Annotated in this window: 23 protein-coding genes; 10 read left to right on the forward strand and 13 right to left on the reverse strand. The window is 66.5% G+C overall.

The annotated features are described in order from the left end of the window. Positions 1-51: 51 nt before the first annotated feature. The 4 genes from ABIC50_RS10400 to ABIC50_RS10415 all read right to left on the reverse strand — a co-directional run bounded on the left by ABIC50_RS10400 (position 52) and on the right by ABIC50_RS10415 (position 3,962). Entirely contained in the window at positions 52-666 is a 615-nt protein-coding gene (locus ABIC50_RS10400; RefSeq protein WP_175677572.1) for a hypothetical protein, read from the reverse strand. A gap of 63 nt (positions 667-729) precedes the next feature. After that, positions 730-1,521, reverse strand: coding sequence for a molybdopterin-dependent oxidoreductase (locus tag ABIC50_RS10405; RefSeq protein ID WP_354163575.1), 792 nt, complete (start codon positions 1,519-1,521; stop codon positions 730-732). A gap of 2 nt (positions 1,522-1,523) precedes the next feature. After that, a complete protein-coding gene (locus tag ABIC50_RS10410; RefSeq protein WP_354163689.1) occupies positions 1,524-2,117 on the reverse strand; it encodes a cytochrome b/b6 domain-containing protein in 594 nt (197 codons plus the stop codon). Positions 2,118-2,477: 360 nt separating this feature from the next. After that, positions 2,478-3,962: an HD domain-containing phosphohydrolase gene (locus tag ABIC50_RS10415; RefSeq protein ID WP_354163577.1), complete on the reverse strand. Its 1,485-nt coding sequence runs from the start codon at positions 3,960-3,962 to the stop codon at positions 2,478-2,480. Positions 3,963-4,138: 176 nt separating this feature from the next. Between ABIC50_RS10415 and ABIC50_RS10420 the strand changes: the two genes are divergently transcribed. From ABIC50_RS10420 to ABIC50_RS10440, 5 genes are all read left to right on the forward strand, one after another. Continuing rightward, the gene (locus ABIC50_RS10420) at positions 4,139-4,735 is read left to right on the forward strand and encodes a TetR/AcrR family transcriptional regulator (protein WP_175677575.1); all 597 of its coding nucleotides are present in this window, start codon (positions 4,139-4,141) and stop codon (positions 4,733-4,735) included. Positions 4,736-4,785: 50 nt separating this feature from the next. Further along, positions 4,786-6,267, forward strand: coding sequence for an MFS transporter (locus tag ABIC50_RS10425; protein WP_354163579.1), 1,482 nt, complete (start codon positions 4,786-4,788; stop codon positions 6,265-6,267). A gap of 73 nt (positions 6,268-6,340) precedes the next feature. Next, positions 6,341-6,526: a hypothetical protein gene (locus tag ABIC50_RS10430; RefSeq protein WP_354163581.1), complete on the forward strand. Its 186-nt coding sequence runs from the start codon at positions 6,341-6,343 to the stop codon at positions 6,524-6,526. Between the two features lie 224 nt (positions 6,527-6,750). Next, positions 6,751-7,368, forward strand: a complete 618-nt coding sequence (locus ABIC50_RS10435) for a LysE family translocator (RefSeq protein ID WP_354163583.1) — start codon at positions 6,751-6,753, stop codon at positions 7,366-7,368. A gap of 107 nt (positions 7,369-7,475) precedes the next feature. Continuing rightward, entirely contained in the window at positions 7,476-7,724 is a 249-nt protein-coding gene (locus ABIC50_RS10440) for a hypothetical protein (protein WP_006749284.1), read from the forward strand. Between the two features lie 123 nt (positions 7,725-7,847). On the opposite strand, the gene ABIC50_RS10445 is transcribed toward ABIC50_RS10440, so the two are convergent. From ABIC50_RS10445 to pobA, 7 genes are all read right to left on the reverse strand, one after another. After that, positions 7,848-9,206: an MFS transporter gene (locus tag ABIC50_RS10445; protein WP_011659955.1), complete on the reverse strand. Its 1,359-nt coding sequence runs from the start codon at positions 9,204-9,206 to the stop codon at positions 7,848-7,850. 193 nt (positions 9,207-9,399) lie between these two features. Next, positions 9,400-9,786 carry a 4-carboxymuconolactone decarboxylase gene (gene pcaC, locus ABIC50_RS10450; RefSeq protein ID WP_006756643.1) on the reverse strand — a complete coding sequence of 129 codons (387 nt, stop codon included), beginning with the start codon at positions 9,784-9,786 and terminating at the stop codon, positions 9,400-9,402. A 10-nt stretch (positions 9,787-9,796) separates the two neighbouring features. Continuing rightward, complete coding sequence (gene pcaD, locus ABIC50_RS10455) at positions 9,797-10,582, reverse strand: 3-oxoadipate enol-lactonase (RefSeq protein ID WP_175659894.1); 786 nt, start codon at positions 10,580-10,582, stop codon at positions 9,797-9,799. Next, positions 10,582-11,964, reverse strand: coding sequence for a 3-carboxy-cis,cis-muconate cycloisomerase (locus ABIC50_RS10460; protein WP_354163585.1), 1,383 nt, complete (start codon positions 11,962-11,964; stop codon positions 10,582-10,584). The genes pcaD and ABIC50_RS10460 overlap by 1 nt, the downstream gene beginning before the upstream one ends. An 88-nt stretch (positions 11,965-12,052) precedes the next feature. Continuing rightward, a complete protein-coding gene (locus tag ABIC50_RS10465; RefSeq protein WP_006749279.1) occupies positions 12,053-12,709 on the reverse strand; it encodes a CoA transferase subunit B in 657 nt (218 codons plus the stop codon). A 19-nt stretch (positions 12,710-12,728) separates the two neighbouring features. Then, positions 12,729-13,445, reverse strand: a complete 717-nt coding sequence (locus ABIC50_RS10470) for a 3-oxoacid CoA-transferase subunit A (protein WP_354163587.1) — start codon at positions 13,443-13,445, stop codon at positions 12,729-12,731. 144 nt (positions 13,446-13,589) lie between these two features. After that, complete coding sequence (gene pobA, locus ABIC50_RS10475; RefSeq protein WP_105833570.1) at positions 13,590-14,822, reverse strand: 4-hydroxybenzoate 3-monooxygenase; 1,233 nt, start codon at positions 14,820-14,822, stop codon at positions 13,590-13,592. 116 nt (positions 14,823-14,938) lie between these two features. Between pobA and ABIC50_RS10480 the strand changes: the two genes are divergently transcribed. From ABIC50_RS10480 to ABIC50_RS10490, 3 genes are all read left to right on the forward strand, one after another. After that, the gene (locus ABIC50_RS10480) at positions 14,939-15,865 is read left to right on the forward strand and encodes a LysR family transcriptional regulator (protein WP_011659951.1); all 927 of its coding nucleotides are present in this window, start codon (positions 14,939-14,941) and stop codon (positions 15,863-15,865) included. A 101-nt stretch (positions 15,866-15,966) separates the two neighbouring features. Next, on the forward strand, positions 15,967-16,596 hold the full coding sequence (folE, locus tag ABIC50_RS10485) for a GTP cyclohydrolase I FolE (RefSeq protein ID WP_011659950.1): 630 nt from the start codon (positions 15,967-15,969) through the stop codon (positions 16,594-16,596). Further along, positions 16,596-17,399 carry an SDR family oxidoreductase gene (locus ABIC50_RS10490; RefSeq protein WP_354163589.1) on the forward strand — a complete coding sequence of 268 codons (804 nt, stop codon included), beginning with the start codon at positions 16,596-16,598 and terminating at the stop codon, positions 17,397-17,399. The genes folE and ABIC50_RS10490 overlap by 1 nt, the downstream gene beginning before the upstream one ends. A gap of 32 nt (positions 17,400-17,431) precedes the next feature. On the opposite strand, the gene epsC is transcribed toward ABIC50_RS10490, so the two are convergent. Next, on the reverse strand, positions 17,432-18,352 hold the full coding sequence (gene epsC, locus ABIC50_RS10495) for a serine O-acetyltransferase EpsC (protein WP_175733803.1): 921 nt from the start codon (positions 18,350-18,352) through the stop codon (positions 17,432-17,434). Positions 18,353-18,495: 143 nt separating this feature from the next. Beyond that, a complete protein-coding gene (locus ABIC50_RS10500; RefSeq protein WP_011659947.1) occupies positions 18,496-18,729 on the reverse strand; it encodes a hypothetical protein in 234 nt (77 codons plus the stop codon). Between the two features lie 278 nt (positions 18,730-19,007). Here ABIC50_RS10500 and ABIC50_RS10505 point away from each other — a divergent pair, with 278 nt between their 5' ends. Together ABIC50_RS10505 and ABIC50_RS10510 are read left to right on the forward strand one after the other, a co-directional pair. Next, a complete protein-coding gene (locus tag ABIC50_RS10505; RefSeq protein ID WP_342611666.1) occupies positions 19,008-19,418 on the forward strand; it encodes a DUF3005 domain-containing protein in 411 nt (136 codons plus the stop codon). A gap of 637 nt (positions 19,419-20,055) precedes the next feature. Beyond that, on the forward strand, positions 20,056-20,526 hold the full coding sequence (locus ABIC50_RS10510; protein WP_105833564.1) for a universal stress protein: 471 nt from the start codon (positions 20,056-20,058) through the stop codon (positions 20,524-20,526). Positions 20,527-20,557 lie beyond the last annotated feature (31 nt).

A 20,557-nucleotide genomic window follows, 5' to 3' on the forward strand; every position in this document is an offset into this window, starting at 1 on the left:
ATTCCGAAGCTTAACGGTGAAATCACCGTTCGCGGTTTCTGGACGCCCGGCTTACATCGGAGGCGCTACCCCGTCCTTCTCGACCACGATCTGGCGTCCGTCGTATTCCCCGTCCTTGCCCGGCGTAGCCACGACGAAGATCTTCTTGCCCGTCGACAAATCGGCGCGCGTCGCCGGGATGAGCGTCACGACCGGCGCGTCGGGCGGCACGTTGATCGTGTTGCTGCCGCCCTTGTACGAAAGCTTGAGATCGCGCCCGCTCGTGCCTTGAACGATGGTATCCACATTCGCGTTCGTCATCGAGCTGTTCGCGGCGAGATCCCATGCATAGTGGCCTTCGCCCATGCCGCGCGCGGCTTCGGGAAATACGAGCACTTCCTTCGCGATCAACTTGCCGTTCTCGCCCGGCATGGCCGCCGCGCCGACATAGGAACCGGGTTTGATATCGGAAAGCTGAATCGCTTTCACCGCGTTCACGTTGGCCGACGCTGCGACATTGATGAGCACGGTATCGCCGCTGCGGCGGTGCACCTTCAGGCTGTTGCCGGAAAACGAGACGATGTCGCCGCGAATGCGCTCGGGCTTGCCCGCCGCGGATTGCGCGAACGCGCTGCCGGCCAGCGTAGCCGCGACGACGGAGGCGGCGAGTTTGAGTCGAATGGACATGAATGCTCCTTTGAAGAGGTTGCGATCGAGAATGTCACCGGCGCGGTGTCCAGGGCCAAGGGCTCAGGAACCGCCAAACCAGTTGTATCCCTGGTTTTCCCAATAACCGCCCGGGAATGCGTTGGTCACCGTGATGGCGACGATATGTTTGGGATTCTTGTATCCGAGCTTGGTCGGCATGCGCAGCTTCATCGGGAAGCCGTACTTCGCCGGCAAGACGCCGCCGTCATATGAGAGCGTCAGCAGCGTTTGCGGATGGAGCGCAGTCGGCATGTCGATGCTCGTCCAGTAGTTGTCGGCGCAATGCAGCGCGACATACTTCGCGGTGGTGTCGGCGCCGGCGCGCAACAGGAAGTCGGAAAATCGCACGCCGCCCCACTTCCCGATCGCACTCCACCCTTCGATGCAGATATGCCGCGTAACCTGGCTTTCCTGCGGCAGCGCATGGAGCTCGTCGAGCGTCCACACACGCTTGCCTTTGACCAGCCCGCCGAGCTGGAGCCGATATCTCGCCGCATCCACATCCGGCACCTGGTCGATGTCGTAGTACGCATTGAACGGAAAGGGCCGCGCGATCATCGACTCCGGATACGTCGGCGCAAGCTTGCGCGGATCGAAGAGCGACGCCTGCACGTCGTCGTTGAACGACGACACGCGGCGCAGCATCGTGTTGACCGATTGGTCTTCGCGCAGGTCGCAGCCGGAAAGCAGCATCAGGCCGCCGAGCGTGAGGATCCGCTTGCCGAACAGGCGGCGTTGCGTCGACTGGAGTGCGTTGCGCGCATCCTTGACGATCGCATGCGAATCGAGCTGCGAGACGCGGTCGGCCCGCGAGGAACGTTTGGGTTCATTCATGATCAGCGCCCTCGAATCATCGTGAGCAATGAGTGCGGAACGAGCGCGACCATCACGACGTGAACGGCAAAGAAACCGACGAGCACGCTCATCGCGACGAAATGAACGATGCGCGCGTTGTCGAATCCGCCCATCAATGTCCTCAGGACCGCAAACTGCACCGGTTTCCAGATGGCGAGCCCCGAGAGAACGAGCAGCACGATATCGGCGAGCGCGCCGAGATACGCGAACTTCTGCACGGCGTTGTACTGCGCGGGATCATCGTGGACCAGCTTTCCGCGCAGCGCGGCAGCGAGGTCGGAAAGGAGCGCGCGCATGCCGAGCGGCAACAGCTTCCTGCGCAACCGCCCTGTTGCAATGCCGAGCACGAGATAGGCGAACAGGTTGCCGACCAGGATCCACATCGCGGCGAAGTGCCACAGGAGCGCACCGCCCAGCCAGCCTCCAAGCGTGATGGAAGGCGGAAACGTGACCGCCGTGAAAATCGGCGACGCGTTGTAGACCTGCCAGCCGCTCAGGCACATGGCGATGACTGCGGCAGCATTGAGCCAGTGGAAAAAACGAACCCACAGCGGATGAATCGTCGAGCGTCTCAAAGCGAACTTCCTCGTAACCTTGCGGATGGTGCACGCGCAATGCCGTGGTGACATGCGCGTGACGAGAAGGATCGCAATTGCCTCGACGTACCGGTATCGGTCGAACGACCGACCCCGGTCGGCCGCCCGTCGAGCCGATGTATCGGCTGCCGGCATGTCCGTGCCCGGCTGCCATCGCGGTGCGTCAAGCGCGCGCGTCACGGCATCCATACCGAACGGGAAGCAATCGACGCACTCCACGTTACGCGTATCGGTCGAGTGGCCGATACGGTTCGGGTGACTGCCCGGCGTCGGCCGCCCGCTCGCGCGACGGCGACATCGCCGAATCACGATGCGTCCCGACCGGGCGACGCATTATTGCTACAGCAGCCCCATCGCCGACGCTTTGAGTGTGGCTGCCGCGCGAGTCGAGCATTCGAGCTTGCGAAACATGCTCTCGACATGGGTACGCACGGTGCTCGGGCTCATCGCCAGCTCGCGCGCGGCCTCCTTGTTGCTCGCGCCACGCGAGATCACGCGCAACACGTCCATCTCCCGCGCCGACAGGCGCGCCCCCTGCGTGGCGCGTTTCGCGGAGCGTCTGCCGGCCGGCGCCGGCTCCACGATCGCATCGACCGCTTCGTCGCTCAACCTGCCGCGCTCGACCTCCTCGCGCAAGATCTTCCGGGCAGCATCAGCCGGCAGCGCGTCGCGCCAGGGTCGTGGCGAACGAAGGGCCACCCATGCGACCGAGGCCGCCAGCACGCGCGCCTCAAGCGTCAACGCGCGCCCGGCCGCGCCGCGGAAGTATCCCGAGCCGTCCTGCCTCTCGTACGCGTAGGAAGCGAGCTCTGCGGCCTCGGCGAGGGCGCCGGTTTGCCTGCCGGCGCGCGCCGTCCAGTAAGGCACCAGTCGAATCTTTTCCCAGGAGCTGGCCGCCAGCGTCTCGCGCTGATTCCACACCTCGTTGGGGACGGCGGCACGGCCTATGCCGTGAATCAACGCAGCCTGGTAGACGCGGGTTTGCGTGGTTTGATCGAGTGCAAGCCGCCCGCAGCATGCTGCCGCGGTCGTCGCGACCGCTCGCGAAAAGCCCGTCATCCAAGGCAACTTGAGATCGATGACGTCGGCAATCAGCTCGGCCGAGGTCGTCCGTTGCATGTCGGGCGTGATCAATGCAACGTCGAAATCGTCGAGCGTCGCGCGCCCGACCTCATCCAGCCAGACGCTCGCATTCCTGACGGCCGTTTCGACGAGACGGGCCGGATATCGACTGTCGGAACGTTGCTCGATGAGCTCGAGCGCCCGCTCGATGCCATAGGTACGACTGAAAATCTCCAGGTCGCCCGCCAGTGCGACGACAAACACGGGCATCGGCACCGCCTCGCGAGCCATTTGCGCGGGAAACCCCGCGCCATCCCAGGTTTCGAAGATGTGACGGAGCGACGTTTCCGTCATGCTGGACAGGCCAGACATGCTCGCAATCTCTCCCGATACCTCGCAGTGAGTCTGCGCGAGCGGCAGCATGACGGACGCTGCGCCGCCCAGCGCCTCCAACGGCGCGGCCCAGTCGGATCGTCCCTCCAGCATCGCCAGCCTGATCGCGATGTCGTCGCCGAACACTTCGGCGAAGCCCGCCGCGTTCGCGGTGCAGCCCGACCAGCGCAGCAGCGCCACCTCGCGCACCGTATCGCAAGCCTGCGAATCGAGCCCGGCCGAGCGGGCGAGTCGTGCCGCCAGCCATCCGGTGCGCAATGAATGGTCAGTCGGCTGTCCCATGCTGAGGTCGCCGACGAACGCGAGCGCTCTTACCGAATCGAACACCCGCAGCGTGGTCTGGTTTGCGTCGACGTCGAACGTGGGCATGAACGCGGAAAATCGTGGAGATCACCGCAGATCATACGCGACGCTTACGATTTGCAGCGCGGGCGCGCAAGGACGGCCATCGCCGCGCCCTGTCGCGCATGCGGATTGACATCGGAACCGATCGGTCCATATAATGAATCCAACTTCAGGCACCGCATCGCTTGCGAAACCGATCAATGACAAATCCGGCTGGCGTGGGCCGTCCCCGCGAATTCGAACTTGGCGATGCCGCGCGCGACGCGATGGACGTTTTCTGGGACCGCGGATACGAAGGCGCTTCCCTGCCCGACCTGATGGCCGGTACCGGCCTGTCGCGCGGTAGTCTGTACAAGGCGTTCGGCGACAAGAAGGCGCTGCTGCTGGCGGCGCTCGACCTGTACATGGCCGACGGGCTCAAGGCGACTGCGGACATCCTGTCGCAACCCGGCGCCGTGAAGGATGCGATTCGCGATTCGCTGCTGCGCTATGCGCGCCTGTCCGTTGGCGAGGCGGGCCGGCGGGGATGTCTCGCGGTCGCGATGACCACGGAACTGGCCGCGCGCGACGCGGATGTCGCGGAACGCACCGGGCGCATGTTCCGGCGGCTGCAGCAGCTCTATGCCGGTGCCATCGTCCGTGGCCAGGCGAGCGGCGAGATCGCCGAGCAGGACGAACAGGTGCTGGCGCGTTTGCTCGTCTGCCAGATCGAGGGCATGCGCGTGCTGGGGAAAACCGGTGTGTCCGAGCGCGACATGCTCGCGCTGGTCGACCGCACGATGCGCATCCTCGACTGATATTTTTTTACCAAATTTGGAACCGATTGGTTCCGTATGGAGAGCCGTCCATGTCACGGAATGACACCGTATCACCCGACCCGCGTCGCTGGGCCATGTTTTCGGTCCTGCTCGTCGGTGCGTTCCTCCCGCCGCTGGATTTCTTCATCGTCAATGTCGCGCTGCCGTCGATCCGCGCGGAACTGGGCGCCTCGTCGTCGGCCGAGCAACTCGTCATTTCATCGTATGCGGGCCTGTACGCGGTGACGCTGATCACCGGCGGGCGATTGGGCGACCTGTTCGGCCGTGGCCGCGTGTTTTTCCTCGGGTTGATCGGCTTTGCGATCGCCTCGACCCTGTGCGGCCTCGCGAGTTCGCCGTGGACGCTCATCGTCGGCCGCGCGTTGCAGGGCGTGACGGCCGCGATCATGGCGCCGCAGGCGCTCGCGTCGATCCAGGCGATCTTTCCGGAATCGGAAAAGCCGCTCGCGCTCAGCTTGTACGGCGCGGTATTCGGCCTCGCCGCCGTGGTCGGGCAAGCGCTGGGCGGGATCCTGATCTCGCTGAATCTGTTGAATCTGGGTTGGCGCACGATCTTCCTCGTCAACCTGCCGCTGGCGATTCTGGTCGTCCTGTTCGGGATTCCACTGTTGAAGGAAACGCGGGCGCAGCATGCGCGCAAGCTCGACCTCGGCGGCACCGCGCTGTCGATGCTGACGCTGGGCACGCTGATCGTGCCGCTGATCGAGGGGCGCGAAGCAGGCTGGCCGGTATGGGCATGGGTGTCGCTGCTCGCGGTGCCCGCCCTCGCCGGGTTCTTCTGGCGCTACGAGCGCCGGCTCGGCCGCCGCGGCGGCGCACCGCTGCTCGATCCGACCGCGCTGCGCGCACCGGGGCTTGGCCGCGCGTTGCTGATCGCGCTGCTGCTGTACTCGATCGGCGCGTTCTTCCTGCTGTTCTCGGTGTATCTGCAGAATGCGTTGCACGTCGACGCGCTGAGCGCGGGCCTCGTGTTCCTGCCGTTCGGCGTGGGGTTCCTGCTCGGCCCGCTGTCGACGCCTGTCTGCTCGCGTGTCATCGGCGCTTACGTCAATCCGTTCGGCATGAGCCTGGAGATCGTCGGGCTCGTCGGCCTCGCGTGGTTGATCGACGCCACGCCGGTCGGGATGCCGCTCGCTGCCGTGCCGCTCGCCGTCGTTCTCTTCGTCATCGGTTTCGGACAAGGCCTCGCGCTGCCGACCCTGATGCGCATGGTGACGGGGCGCGTCGCACCGGCGCTGTCCGGCATGATCGCCGGCATCGCCAGTGCGACGCTGCAGGTCAGCACGTCGCTCAGCGTGGCGATCATCGGCGGAATTTTCTATACGGTGCTGGGCACGCGCCAGGACCCGGCGGCCATCGCGCACGCGTTCATCGTCGCACTCCTGTCGATCTCGTTGTTCCTCGCCATCGGCGCCGCGCTGGGTATCTCGCTCGCATGTGCGCCTGGCGCGCCGACCTCGGTGCGGGCGGCCGCCCGGCCGGGCTTCGGCCCGGAACACAATCGGCCGTAGTCGCCCGTCTCGACATTCACTCCCGCCCCCGGCTTCGAGCCCTATCGGCGGGCGTTCACGTGGAGTTTTGGAAATGGCAAACGTCTATAAGCAAAAGCGGGCCTACTACTGTCTTGGCGAGATCTACGATCATGGTCGCGTATTCGCAGATGCCGGGCGGCATCTGATCCAATCAGAGGGAGCGTTGTCCGTACCGGGCATTCCCACCTCGCTGATGACCGAGCACGCGTCGATGGGTCACGTTGGCCCGGAAAATTGATCCCACGGCTCCACTGGCAATATGCCGCCTTTTATTCAAAGACAACTTATTGAGACCGCGGACATCGTTTCCTTTCCGAGAAGCAACAACTCCTTCGACCACCGCCGCGCACACCTCTCCTTCCCCCGTACCGGCATCCGTCAACAAAACTGTACCGGTACTGTACAGAAAACCGTCGCTACACTGACTCCATCCCTGTCTCAAACACGAATGGAGAATCCGCGATGGAATTCCTCACCCTGAGCGCGCTGCCCGCCGGCATGCTGTTCGCGCTCGTCACGTCGATCACGCCCGGCCCGAACAACACGATGTTGCTCGCCTCCGGCGTCAACTTCGGTTTCCGCCGCACGATGCCGCACCTGTTCGGCATCAGCATCGGCGTCGCGATCCTGATGTTGTGCGTCGGCTTCGGTCTCGGCGAAGCGTTCCGCCGCTTTCCGGTCCTGTACACGATCCTCGAAGTCGCGAGCGTCGCCTACCTGCTGTACCTCGCATGGCGGATCGGCACGTCCGGCGAGGTGAAGGCGCAAGGCGCGAAGCCGCGCCCGATGACGCTCCTCGAAGCCGCCGCGTTCCAGTGGGTCAATCCGAAGGCGTGGATGATGGTGCTGACCGCCGCGACGACGATCCGCCTGTCCGCCGACTACGGGATGAACGCCGCGTGGATGGCCGTCGTGTTCATCCTGATCGGCTTTCCGTGCATCTGCCTGTGGGCCGCCTTCGGCCTCGGCCTGCGCCGCTTCCTGTCGAACCGCCGCGCGTTGCGCATCTTCAACGTGACGATGGCCGTGCTGCTGATCCTGTCGCTGTATCCGCTCGTCGCACATTTGCTGCCGCAGTAAACGCGCACCAGCGCACCCGTTGAGCTTCCCGTCATGCAGGCGTACCCTTTTGGTACGGGCGCGTGCAACCGCTTCGGCGGTTGCGCCGCCACTGCATGGAGATTGCCGTGAAGCCAATGCTGAAAGCCGGCGAGCACATCGAGGGCATGCACTGGATTGCCGAGTACCATCCGCTGACGCACGAGATCCGCGTGCTGCGCGAAGACATCGAGATCGGCATCTACTGCGCGCCGCCGACGATGTTCGGTGAAGAGGAAGACATGGGCGCCGCGAACCTCGCCGATCATCGCAGCCGGGAGGCCGCGCTGCGCGCGTATCTGCGCAACTTCGTCAAGGAACACGACGCGGAGGAATAACGGCGCCGCGGCCGTGAAATCAACGGGCCGCTGACGCGGCCCGGTCTGCTGTTACGCGTCGGCCGTCTTCCGACCCACCGCGACCCACGCGGAGCCGGCGCATCGCCCCGGCCCCGATTGCGCTCAATGCCCGAGCGACTCGATCTTGCCGCCCGGCTGCGCGACGCCATGCGGCCGCGCCATCTGCTTGATCAACAACGCGAGGCACGCGAGCAGGCCCGCGACCGCGATCGTCCCGAACACACCCGCGAACGAAAAGTGCCGGCGCGTCAGCTCCGCAACGAGGAACGATCCGGCGATCCCGCCGAAGCGGCCGACACCGAGCATCCACGCCACGCCCGTGCCGCGCCCTTCGGTCGGGTAGAACGCGGCGGCGAGCGCCGGCATCGACGATTGCGCGGTGTTCATCAGCACGCCGGCGATGAACACGACCAGCACGAGCAGCCCCACATTCCCCGCCGCCTGCCCGATCGCATACACGCTGATCGCGGTCAGCGCGTAGCACACGGCGATCACTCGGTTCGCGTTGAAGCGGTCCATCAGCACGCCGCACAGCACCGCGCCGACACCGCCGAGCGGGAACAGCGCAGAGATCAGCGTCGCGCTCTTCGGCGTGAGGCCGGCGTCCTTCAGCAGGATCGGCATCCAGTTGATCGACGCGTAGAAGATCACGAGGCCCATGAAGTACGCGAGCCACAGCATCACCGAACCGACGATGTACGAGCGCGACAGCACGACGCCGAGCCCCTTGCTGCCGGTCTGCGGCGCGGTTTCGGTCATCACGAACGAGCCGGCGTTCAGCGCGTCGCGCGAAATCCGTGAGAGCGTCGTGCGGATTCGGTCGACGCTCCGGCCGTGCGCGACCATGAAGCGCACCGATTCCGGCATCTTCAGCAGCAACAGCACGCCGAGCAGCAGCGGCGTCACACCGCCGAGCACCAGCACGCTGCGCCAGCCGAAATGCGGAATCATCCACGCGGCGAGGAAGCCGCCGAACGCCGCGCCGAGCGGGAAGCCGCAGAACATCAGGTTGATCACGGTCGCGCGGCGCTTGTCCGGGCAGAACTCGCCCATCATCGTGACCGCGTTCGGCATCGCGGCGCCGAGCCCGACGCCGGTGATGAAACGCAGGATCGTCAGGTGTCCGATCGTGTTCGAGAACGCAGACATCAGGCATGCGACGCCGAACAGGAATACCGAGCCGAGCAGCAGCGAGCGGCGCCCGAGACGGTCGGACAACGGGCCCGACACGAGCGCGCCGCACGCGAGGCCGAACAGCGCGGCGCTCAGCACGGGCGCGAGATCGGGTTTGGTGAGGTTCCATTCGCCGAGCAACGACGGCGCGATGAAGCCGATCGCGGCCGTATCGAAGCCGTCGAGCAGCACGATCACGAAACACATCAGGAATACGAGCCACTGAAAGCCGCCGAACGGCTGCTCGTTGATGAAGGTCTGGACATCGACCACGGTTGTGCGATTCATCGCTAGTCTCCTTGTCGGCCGAAACTGACGCTTGAGCGGTCGCTTCGGTCCCATCCAACATTGATATATGCAACAAGCGCGGCCTCGTGGCCGCGCCTTGCCTTCGTTCACGCACCGATTCGCCGCCGGCGCGCTTGTCGATCGTCACGGCGCGCCAGCATCGGCGGCCGTGCGACCGGATCACCGCCGGCGTTCAGCCGGCCCCATCCTGTTCCTTGAAGATCTTGTCCGCGAGATGGAACGCGGAGTTCGCGGCCGGCACGCCGCAGTAGATCGCGGTCTGCAGCAGCACTTCCTTGATCTCGTCGCGCGTCACGCCGTTGTTGCGCGCGGCACGCAGGTGCAGCGCGAGTTCCTCGCCGCGGTTCAGCGCGACCATCATCGCGATGGTCAACAGGCTGCGCGTATGGCGCGGCAGGCCGTCGCGCGTCCAGATCTCGCCCCACGCATAGCGCGTGATCAGGTTCTGGAATTCGTCGGTCACCTCGGTGCGGTTCTCGATCGAACGGTCGACGTGCGCGTCGCCGAGCACCGCGCGACGCACCTTCATCCCTGCTTCATAACGTTGCTGGTCGTCCATCGTCAGTGCCTCACGCGGTCAGGAAGTCGAGCAGCGCGCGGTTGAAACCGTCGGTGCACTCGATGTTCGAAATATGCGCGGCGTCGAATTCGACGTGGCGCGCGCCGGGAATCGCGGCAGCCAGCGCACGGCCCAGGTCGGGCGGCGTCGACATGTCCTTCGCACCGGTCACGACGAGCACCGGCAGCGCGATGCCCTTCACTTCCTCGCGCAGGTCGGCCGCGTTCAGCGCGTCGCAGTTCGCCGCGTAACCGTCCTTGTCGGTATGCACGAAGGTGTCGCGGATCGCATCGAACAGGCGCGGCTCGCGATCGACGAACGCGTCAGTGAACCAGCGCGGCAGCACGGCGTCGGCGAGCGCGGCCATCCCTTCGGCACGCGCCTTCTGCGCACGCGGCGCCCATACTTCCGGCGAACCGATCTTCGCGGCGGTGTTCGCCAGCACGGCGCGCACGATGCGCGACGGGAAGCGCGCGGCGAGCGCGGCGCCGGTCAGGCCGCCCATCGAGATCCCGCAGAAGTGCGCGCGATCGATGCCGACGTGGTCGAGCAGGCCGATCACGTCGCCCGCGAGCTGGTCGACCGTGTACGAGCCGGCCGGTGCATCGGAATGGCCGTGGCCGCGCGTGTCGTAGCGCAGGATGTTGAAGTGCTGCGTGAGCGGGCGAATCTGGGGCGCCCACATCTGCAGGTCGGCGCCGAGCGAGTTCGAGAAAACGAGCCACGGCGCGTCGTCGCGCGCGGCACGGTCGATCCGGTAATGCAGTTTCACGCCGTTGACAGTGGCGAAGGGCATCAGTGTTCTCCTGGTTGTTTCGGGCTCGCGTGCTGCGTGTGCAGCGCGAGCACGGCGTCGACGTAGGCCTGCGCCTCGCCGACGTAATGTGCGGGATCGAGCAGCCGCGCGAGCGCGTCGCGCGACAGGTGGGCCGATACGGTCGCGTCGGCGGCGAGCACGTCGAACAGCGTCGCGCCGGTGCGCACGGCCTCCTTCGACGCATGCTCGACGACATGGTGCGCATCGAGCCGGCCGATCCGGTCGCCGAGCGCGAGCATCACGGCTTCGCCGAGGATCAGCCCGTGCGTCAGGTCGAGGTTCGCGGCGAGGCGTTCGGTGTTCACGTCGAGGCCCGCGACGATCTGCGCGATCTGCGCGAGCGCGCCGCCGGTCAGGCGCGCGAGGTCGGGCAGCGCGTCCCATTCGGCCTGCCAGCCGCCGAGCGCGCGCTCGTGCTCCTGCACCATCCCCGCGAACACGGTCGCGACGAGGTTCGGCGCGCGCACCGCGGCCGTCAGCACGGCCGCGCAACCGACCGGATTGCGCTTGTGCGGCATCGTCGACGAGCCGCCCTTGCCGGCGGCCGCCGGTTCGCCGAGCTCACCGACTTCGGTCTGCATCTGCAGCGACACGTCACGCGCAATCTTGCCGAGCGTGCCGGTCAGCATCCCGAAGCATGACGCGGCTTCCGCGATGCGGTCGCGCTGCGTATGCCACGGCACGGCCGGCACCGCGAGCTTCAGGTCGGCCGCGAGCGCGGCGCTCACGCCGGCCGCATGCTCGCGCAGGCTCGCCAGCGTGCCGGCCGCGCCGCCGAACTGGAGCACCAGCGCGCGCTCGCGCAATTCGGCGAAGCGCGCGCGATGGCGCAGCAGCGCATCGAGCCATTGCGCGAATTTCAGGCCGAGCGTGATCGGCAGCGCCTGCTGCAGCCACGTGCGGCCGATCATCGGTGTCGCGCGATGCGTGCGCGCGAGCGTCGCGAGCGACGCGCACGCTTCGTCGAGCAGCGGCTCGAGCACGTCGAGCGTATCGCGCAGCTGCAGCACGGTCGCGGTATCGATGATGTCCTGGCTCGTCGCGCCCCAGTGCACGAACTTCGCGGCCTCGGGGTCGTCGGCCTTCACTTGCGCGGTGAGCTGCTTGACGAGCGGAATCGCGAGATTGCCGCCGAGCGCCGCGCCGTGCGCGAGCGCGTCGGCGTCGAGCCGATCGGCGTCGCACGCGCGTTCGATGGGCGCGACCGCGGTAGCGGGAATCACCTGCTGCGCGGCGAGCGCGCGCGCGAGCGCGGCTTCGACGTCGAGCATCCGCTGGATCGTCGCGCGGGGCGACCAGATCCGGTTGAGCGGCTCGGTGCCGCAGATGAGGGAGGTCAGGCGGGCGCTGTCTTCGAGCATGGCATCAGATTGGGGAAACGGCGTGCGCCTATTGTCTACCCAAGCGTGCCGGCGTGCGCTCGATCGCGCGCGCCGGCACGCTTGCCGTTCAGGCCGCAGCCTTGCGCGTCGCGTCGATCAGCGGCACGCCGGTCAGCTTCTGCAGTTCGTCGAACGACAGGTCGGTGAAGATCTCGCTCACCGCGAGGCCGTCGGACGTCACGTCGAGCACGGCGAGATCGGTATAGATGCGGCTCACGCACTGCACGCCGGTGACCGGATACGAGCATTGCGCGACGATCTTGCTCTCGCCCTGTTTCGTCAGATGTTCCATCATCACGAACACCTGCTTCGCGCCGATCGCGAGGTCCATCGCGCCGCCGACGGCCGGAATCGCATCGGGCGCGCCGGTATGCCAGTTCGCGAGGTCGCCGTTCGCCGACACCTGGAACGCGCCGAGCACGCAGTAGTCGAGATGGCCGCCGCGCATCATCGCGAACGAATCCGAGTGGTGGAAATAGGCGCCGCCGGTGAGCAGCGTCACGTGCTGCTTGCCGGCGTTGATCAGCTCGTCATCTTCCTCGCCGGGCGCGGGCGCCGGGCCCATGCCGAGCAGGCCGTTCTCGCTGTGCAGGAAGATCTCCTTGCTCGGATCGAGGTGGTTCGCCACCAGCGTCGGCACGCCGATGCCGAGGTTCACGTAAGCGCCTTCGGGGATGTCCTGGGCGACGCGCTTGGCCATTTCATCGCGGGTCAGTCGTTTCATTTCGAATTCCTCGGGGCAGTCAGGCGGCTTGGGATGTGGCACGTTCGGCAGCCAGCTCGGCCGCATGCGCGGCCTGCGGCACTTCGACGACACGCTGCACGAAAATGCCCGGCGTCACGATGTGTTCCGGGTTCAGCCCGCCGAGCGGCACGACTTCCGACACCTGCACGATCGCGACCTTCGCGGCGCTCGCCATGATCGGCCCGAAGTTGCGCGCGGTCTTGCGGTACACGAGATTGCCCCAGCGGTCGCCCTTGTACGCCTTCACCAGCGCGAAATCGGCGTGGATCGGCGCCTCGAACACATACGACTTGCCGTCGATCACGCGCGTTTCCTTGCCTTCCGCGAGCTTCGTGCCGAAGCCGGTCGGCGTGAAGAAGCCGCCGATGCCGGCGCCCGCCGCGCGGATCCGCTCCGCGAGGTTGCCCTGCGGCACGAGCTCGAGCTCGATCTCGCCCGCGCGGTACAACGCGTCGAACACCTGCGAGTCGCTCTGGCGCGGGAACGAGCAGATGATCTTGCGCACCCGCTTCGCCTTGAGCAGCGCCGCGAGGCCCGTCTCGCCGTTGCCCGCGTTGTTGTTGACGATCGTCAGGCCGCGCGCGCCCTGCTCGATCAGCGCGTCGATCAGCTCGGACGGCATGCCTGCCGTGCCGAAGCCGCCGATCATGATGGTCGCGCCGTCGTGGACGTCCGCGACCGCCGATTGAAGCGATTCGAAAATCTTGTTGACCATGTCTCTTCCTGATACGAACCCGCGGCACGATGCGCGGCCTGTCGAGGGGACACGCGCGTGCCGCGTGCCGCGCCGGAGGCCGTTGTCGACCTTCGGTATTTGTTCGCTATTCGAACCGAGATTCGATTAGCGAACGATGGCCGATCATAGAGTCGCGCACAGCGCGTTGTCAAGGCGGGATCCCTCGGGGGTCGGCTGGTCGTCGAACGGCAGGCCAACGTAGTTTTCGGCCAGCGACTGGGCGGCGGCCCGCGAACGCGTCACGTATTTCAGTTCGGCAAACTTCAGGCGATTGACGAACGGCGAGTCGTCCGGCGACGCATGCAGCATGTTCGTCATGAAGTACGAGAAATGTTCGGCGCGCCACACGCGTTCGAGACAGGTCGCCGAATAGCGCTCGAGCGGCGTCGCGTCGCCGTCGCGGTAGCGGGCGCCGAGCGCCCGGGACAGCGCGCGGACGTCGGCCACCGCGAGGTTCATCCCCTTCGCGCCGGTCGGCGGCACGATGTGCGCGGCGTCGCCGGCGAGGAACAGGCGGCCGTGCTGCATCGTCTCCGAGACGAAGCTGCGCATCGGCGTCACGCTCTTCTGCGTGATCCGGCCCTCGGTCGGCGTCCAGCCGGTGTCGTTCGAGAAGCGCGTGTGCAGTTCATCCCAGATCCGCGCATCGGACCATTCGGCGAGGTTTTCGTCGGGCTTGCACTGCAGGTAGAGTCGCGTGACCGTCGGCGAGCGCATCGAGAACAGCGCGAAGCCGTTCTCGTGATGCGCGTAGACGAGTTCGTCGAGCGACGGCGCCGCGTCGGCGAGGATGCCGAGCCATGCGAACGGATACACGCGCTCGAACGTGTTCAGCCGCTCGGCGGGAATCGTCTGGCGCGCGATGCCGTGGAAGCCGTCGCAGCCGGCGATGTAGTCGCAGTCGATGCGGTCCGCGCGGCCGTCCGCGTGCTTGAACGTGACGAACGGGTGCTCGCTCTCGACATCGTGCAGCGCGACGTCGGTGACTTCGAAGTGCATCGCGTGGCCATGCGCGTCGCCGGCTGCGATCAGGTCGCGCACGACTTCATGCTGGCTGTAGACGGTGATCGCGCGACCGCCGGTGAGCGCGCTCAAATCGATGCGATGGCGCTGGCCGGAGAACAGCAGCTCGATGCCGTGATGCTCGAGCCCTTCGCGGCGCATCCGCTCGCCGAGGCCGGCTTCGTTCAGCGTGTCGACGGTGCCCTGTTCCAGCACGCCGGCACGAATGCGGTTCTCGCAATATTCGCGCGAACGCGCTTCGACGAGGATGGTATCGACGCCTTGCAGGCGCAGCAGATGGGAAAGCAAAAGGCCGGACGGACCGGCGCCGATGATGGCGACCTGGGTGCGCATTGTTCGTCTCCTGAACATTGGTTCGAGTAATGGAACACATTTGAGCGCTTTCCCGACTATGCAGCAACGCGATTCAGGAGATATGTTGTATACGCTTTCTAGATACTGGCATGACGATGGACACGCTCGATCTGAACCTCATTCCCTACCTCGTCGCGCTCGACGATACGCGCAACGTCAGCCGCGCCGGCGACCTGCTCGGCGTGAGCCAGCCGCGCGTGAGCACGGCGCTCGGCCGCCTGCGCGCGTATTTCGGCGATCCGCTGTTCGTGCGCACGTCGCGCGGGATGGAGCCGACGCCGCGCGCGCTCGCGCTGCTGCCGGCCGCGCGCGACGCGCTCGCGCAGATCGAGCGCGGCCTCGTCGCGCCGCACGACTTCGATCCGGCGGCGAGCACGCATACGTTCTCGATCGCGCTGTCGGACGTCGGCGAGATCGTGTTTCTGCCGAAGCTGCTGCAGGCGTTCGCGACGCGCGCGCCGCATGCGAACCTGCGCTCGGTCTCGCCCGCGCACGACGAAGTCGGCCGCGGCCTCGAAGCCGGCTCGATCGATCTGGCGGTCGGCTACTTCCCCGATCTCGACGGCAACAACTTCTTCCAGCAGCGGCTGTTCACGCACCGGTTCGTCTGCCTGATGCGACGCGGCCATCCGTTCGAACAGGCGCCGCCGTTCACGGTCGAGCAGTTTCTCGGTTGCGGGCACGCGGTCGTGCGCGCCGAAGGACGCAGCCAGGAGGTGCTCGAGAAATACCTCGCGAAGCAGCGCATGCACCGGCGCGCGGTGCTCGAGACGCCGCACTTCATGAGCCTGCCGTTCATCCTCAGCCGCACCGACCTGATCGCGACGGTGCCGCATGCGATCGGCTATGCGTACGCGGCCGAGCACGCGTTCATCGTGCCGGTCGAGCCGCCGCTGCCGCTGCCACGCTTCGACCTGAAGCAGCACTGGCACCGCAAGTTCCACAACGATCCGCGCACCGCGTGGCTGCGCGGCGTGGTCGCGTCGCTGTTCAACGACGAGCAGGACGAGTGGCCGAAGTGAAGCCAGGTGAGCGGCGGCCCGCAGACACGCGCCGCGAAAGCATGAAACAATGACCGGATATTCGCGCCGCCGCAGGCGGCCGCATTCGATGGAGCCACTAGATGGGTAAAAAAACCGCGCGGCCCGAGCCGGTCGCATCCCGCCCGAGCCGGAAAGAAGCCGAGGAAGCCGTTCGCGTGCTGCTGCGCTGGGCCGGCGACGATCCCGCCCGCGAAGGCCTGCTCGACACGCCCGCACGCGTGGTGCGCGCGTACGAGGAGTTCTTCGCCGGCTATGCGCTGGAGCCGCGCGAGATCCTCGCGCGCACGTTCAGCGAAGTCGACGGCTACGACGAGATGATCGTGCTGAAGGACATCCGTTTCGAGAGCTACTGCGAACACCACATGGTGCCGATCATCGGCCGCGCGCACGTCGCGTATCTGCCGAACCATCGCGTCGTCGGCATCTCGAAGCTCGCGCGTCTGGTCGATGCGTTCGCGAAGCGCCTGCAGATCCAGGAAAAAATGACCGTGCAGATCGCCGACACGCTGTTCGACGTGCTGCAGCCGAAAGGCGTCGGCGTGATCCTCGAAGCCGCGCACCAGTGCATCTCGACGCGCGGCATCCACAAGCCGGGGGTCGAGATGGTCACGTCGCGCATGCTCGGCACGTTCCGCACCGACCCGTCGACGCGGCGCGAATTCCTGTCGATCGTCGCGAATCCTTCTTCAGTCAACCTGACGAATACGTAATGCAGTCCACGAAGCAAGCGGCGAATGCGCCGGTCGTACTCGTGACCGGCGCCGCGCGCCGGGCCGGGCGCGCGTTCGCCGAGTATTTCTCCGCGCACGGCTATCGCACCGCGATCCACTACGACCGCTCGGCCGATGCCGCGCATGCGGCGGCCCGCACGATCGCCGAACGCGGGCACGACTCCGTCGCGCTGCAGGCCGACCTGTCGGATGCCGCGCAGATCACCGCGCTGATCGACCAGGTGTATGCGCGCTTCGGCCGCCTCGACGTGCTGGTCAACAACGCGTCGGTGTTCTGGCAGGATCACTTTCCGAGCTTCGACCTCGCGGCGTTCGACCAGGCGTGGGCCGTCAACTGCCGCGCGCCGATCCTGCTCACGCGCGCGTTCTACGAACGGGCCCGCGCGGCCGGCACGCAGGGCGTCGTCGTGAACGTGGTCGATCAGAAGATCAAGGAAAACTTCCACCGCGACCATTTCAGCTACACGGTCGCGAAGGCAGCGCTCGGCAACCTCACGCAGATGCTCGCGCTGTCGTCGTCGCCGGTGCTGCGCGTGAACGCGGTGTTCCCCGGGCTGATGCTGCCGAGCGACGACCAGACGCAAGCCGACTTCGAACATGCGAGCCGCGCATCGACGCCGCTCGAGCGCATCGCCGGCCCGGAAGACGTCGCGAGCGCGATCCTGTTGCTAACGGGCAGCGCCTACAACGGCGTGGATTTCGTCGTCGACGCGGGGCAGAACCTGATTCGCGTCGACCAGGACGTGCTGTACAAGCATCGCTCGCCGGCCGGCAAGCACTGACCTCCGATGAGCGGCGCCGTTCGCGCGCCGCGTTACGGCTTCTCGGCGCTGCCGCCTTCGCGAACCTTGCCCTGTGCGACGCTCGTGCCGGGCGGCACGCTGTGCGTGAGCCACACATTGCCGCCGATCACCGAGCCACGCCCGATCGTCACGCGGCCGAGAATCGTCGCGCCCGCGTAGATCACCACGTCGTCCTCGACGATCGGATGCCGCGCATTGCCCTTGACCAGCGCGCCTTCGCCATCGGCCGGGAAGCTCTTCGCGCCGAGCGTGACGGCCTGATACACGCGCACGCGCTCGCCGATGATCGCGGTTTCGCCGATCACGACACCGGTGCCGTGATCGATGAAGAAGCTCGGGCCGATCCGCGCGCCCGGGTGAATGTCGATGCCGGTGGCCGAGTGCGCGATTTCATTGATGAATCGCGCGAGCAGCGGCACGCCAAGCTGGTGCAATGCATGCGCGAGCCGATGGTGCATCATCGCGAGCACGCCGGGATAGCACAGCAGGATCTCGGTGATGTGCTGCGCGGCCGGATCGCCCGCATACGCGGCCTGGATGTCGCTGACGAGCAGCGCACGAATCGACGGCAACTGCCGGCCGAACTCGCGCGCGATCTCGAACGCGCGTTCGTCGAGCTCGGCGAACGGCGTGTCCGCATGCTCGGGCAGGAACGGCAGCGCGCGGCGAACCTGCTCGGACAGCACCCTCAGCGTGCTTTCGAGCGTATGGCCGACGTAATAGTCGACGCTTTCGTCGGTCAGATCCGGCGCGCCGTAGTGCGTCGGAAACATCGACGCGCGCAGGCCGGTGACAATCTTGCAGATCGCGTCGCGCGACGGCAGCTCGCGGATGCCGCGCGGATGACGCGTGCGATGGAGTTCCTCGCGCGACTCGCGCAAGCCGGCGACGATTTCCTCGAGGCCCCACTGACGGACGGGTGATGTCGACATATGCCAATGCAGGCAGCCGCGCTCGATCGCACGGCCGCTAATAAAGTAACGGGTTCCGCAAGATTACCGCGTTTTCGTCCGGCAGCGGCACGCCGGGGGGTCGGCCGGACGGCCAACGTCGATGCCGGCGCCGCGCGACGGCGTCAGATCGTGATGCTGCTCGCGTCGATCCAGCGCACGGCCCAGTCGCGTGCGTGCGCGATCGCGTCGCCTTCGTCGTTGAACTGGAGCTCGGTCGGGAAAAAGCGGTTCGCGACGAGTTCCCCGTCGCTCGATCGGGAGATCACGACGTAGGGCTTGAACGACCCGTCACTGGCGCGCGCGGGCGCGCAGTTCAACAGATAACCGCGGTGCGTGAAAGCAGTAGTCGCTTGCATGAATCCGCCACCTCTAGTCCCTTGTTTGTTGTTCGCTACCCGTCTTTAAGGGTGCTGCGACGTCCCCGTGCGGGCAGAGGCGGCGAGACTGCATCCCCTGTCGCCGCTTCGCAGGAAAAGAATCATACTCTGTAGAAAACGGCGGTTCTAGCTGAAATAAATCATGACAAATCAGCGCGCGCCCGGCGATCGCGGCGATCGCCCGCGCGCCGTTTTCCCGTCTTGCCCGGAACGGGACTTGCTTCGATCCGGAGCGCTTCGCCGCCAGGAGAGCCGCGATGGAAACGTCAGCTCAAGGGCGCGCCGTGCACCCGCGCAGCATCGAACTCGACAACGACGATACGCACGACAGCACCGTCGATACCGACGGCAAGAATCGCGAGGCTGCCCGTCTCGCAAGCGGCCTCGCGTTCTCGCCCGACCAGATCACGGGCAGCAACGCGTCGCTCGTCAACGCGGTGCCCGAGGGCGCCGACGGCTTCGCCGGGTTCGACAGCCGGCCCGGCGGCAATCATCCGGCGTTCGCGCTGCGTGCGGGCTACATGGTGATCGAGAAAGGGTTCCACGCGCCGTCGCGCGCAGCCGACGAGCCGTTCGGCCCGATTCATCGGATGTACGGCAGCGCGTATTGGCCCGGCCACGGACGCCGGCCGGAACGGGTGATCGAAATCACGACGGTGCCGGAGTAGCGCGTGCGGCGTTTGAATCGGTCGTTCGAGGGGCGGGGTGGAGCGGCGGGGTCGGTGGCGGATGCGTGCCGGGTTTGCGGTCGATGTGTCGTCGATAGCGCGATCGTTCGGATCGGCTGTGGTATCGATATCAGCGCCGGGTTCGGCATTCTCGGTTTCGCGATATCGGGCGTCGAATCCTCGGCAACGCCGATGCACGGGCGTTGATCGAAGTCACGCCGTCGCGACGCGGATGCGCTCCAATGGAGGGCGAGGCTAGCGGTTCGTCAGGTGGTCGTCGGCATACGTCGATGACGCCGGCGTGCGGGCCGGACGTGCTCGCACGCTGCGCCGCGCCGCGCCGCCGCACGATGCCGGGCAGCCGTGACCGGTGGGGGGAGCTGGTATTCGCTCGACGCGCGCGCTGTCATTGCGCGCGGCCAACCGTCGCGCGCGTCACGCTCATCGCGAAACGCGGCATGCAGCGCGCGCATGGCGCGCGGTCGCTACGCGCCGCCGCGACGGCCTAAGCGCCGCGATCGCGACGACCGGCACGTCGCTGCAGAGTCCCTGCCGTTGGTTTACTCTGCCTCGCAGCAACGCAGGGCCCACTCGGCCATTCGGCCGACTTTCGTCCAACCCGCCACTCGGAGACACTATGTACAAGCGCATTCTGGTTGCCATCGACGGCAGCGACACGTCCCGCCACGCGTTCGATGCCGCGCTCGCGCTCGCGAAGGAGCACGGTGCCGAACTGCAACCGTTCTACGTCGTCGAGAACGCCGCGATCTACTACAACGTGCCGGGCTACGACCCGTCCGTGCTGCGCGATCAGCTCGTCGCGCAAGGCAATGCGCTCGCGGCGGATTTCACGAAGCTGATGCAGGCGGCCGGCGTGAAGGGCGCGACGGTGATGAGCGAGGCGTCGTCGATCAACGACGTGTCGACGCTGATCCTCGATGGGGCGAAAGCGTTCGGCGCCGATCTCCTGGTGCTCGGCACGCACGGCCGCCGCGGGTTCCGTCGCCTCGTGCTCGGCAGCATCGCCGAACAGTGCGTGCGGCACGCGACGCTGCCCGTGCTGCTGATCCCGGCCGCCGCGCATGCCGACGCCGATCAGGATCTCTGAGCAGCAGCGTGCGCAGCGCACACGTGCGGCA

Source organism: Burkholderia sp. 567, from assembly GCF_040545115.1.
Classification (GTDB): domain Bacteria; phylum Pseudomonadota; class Gammaproteobacteria; order Burkholderiales; family Burkholderiaceae; genus Burkholderia; species Burkholderia ambifaria.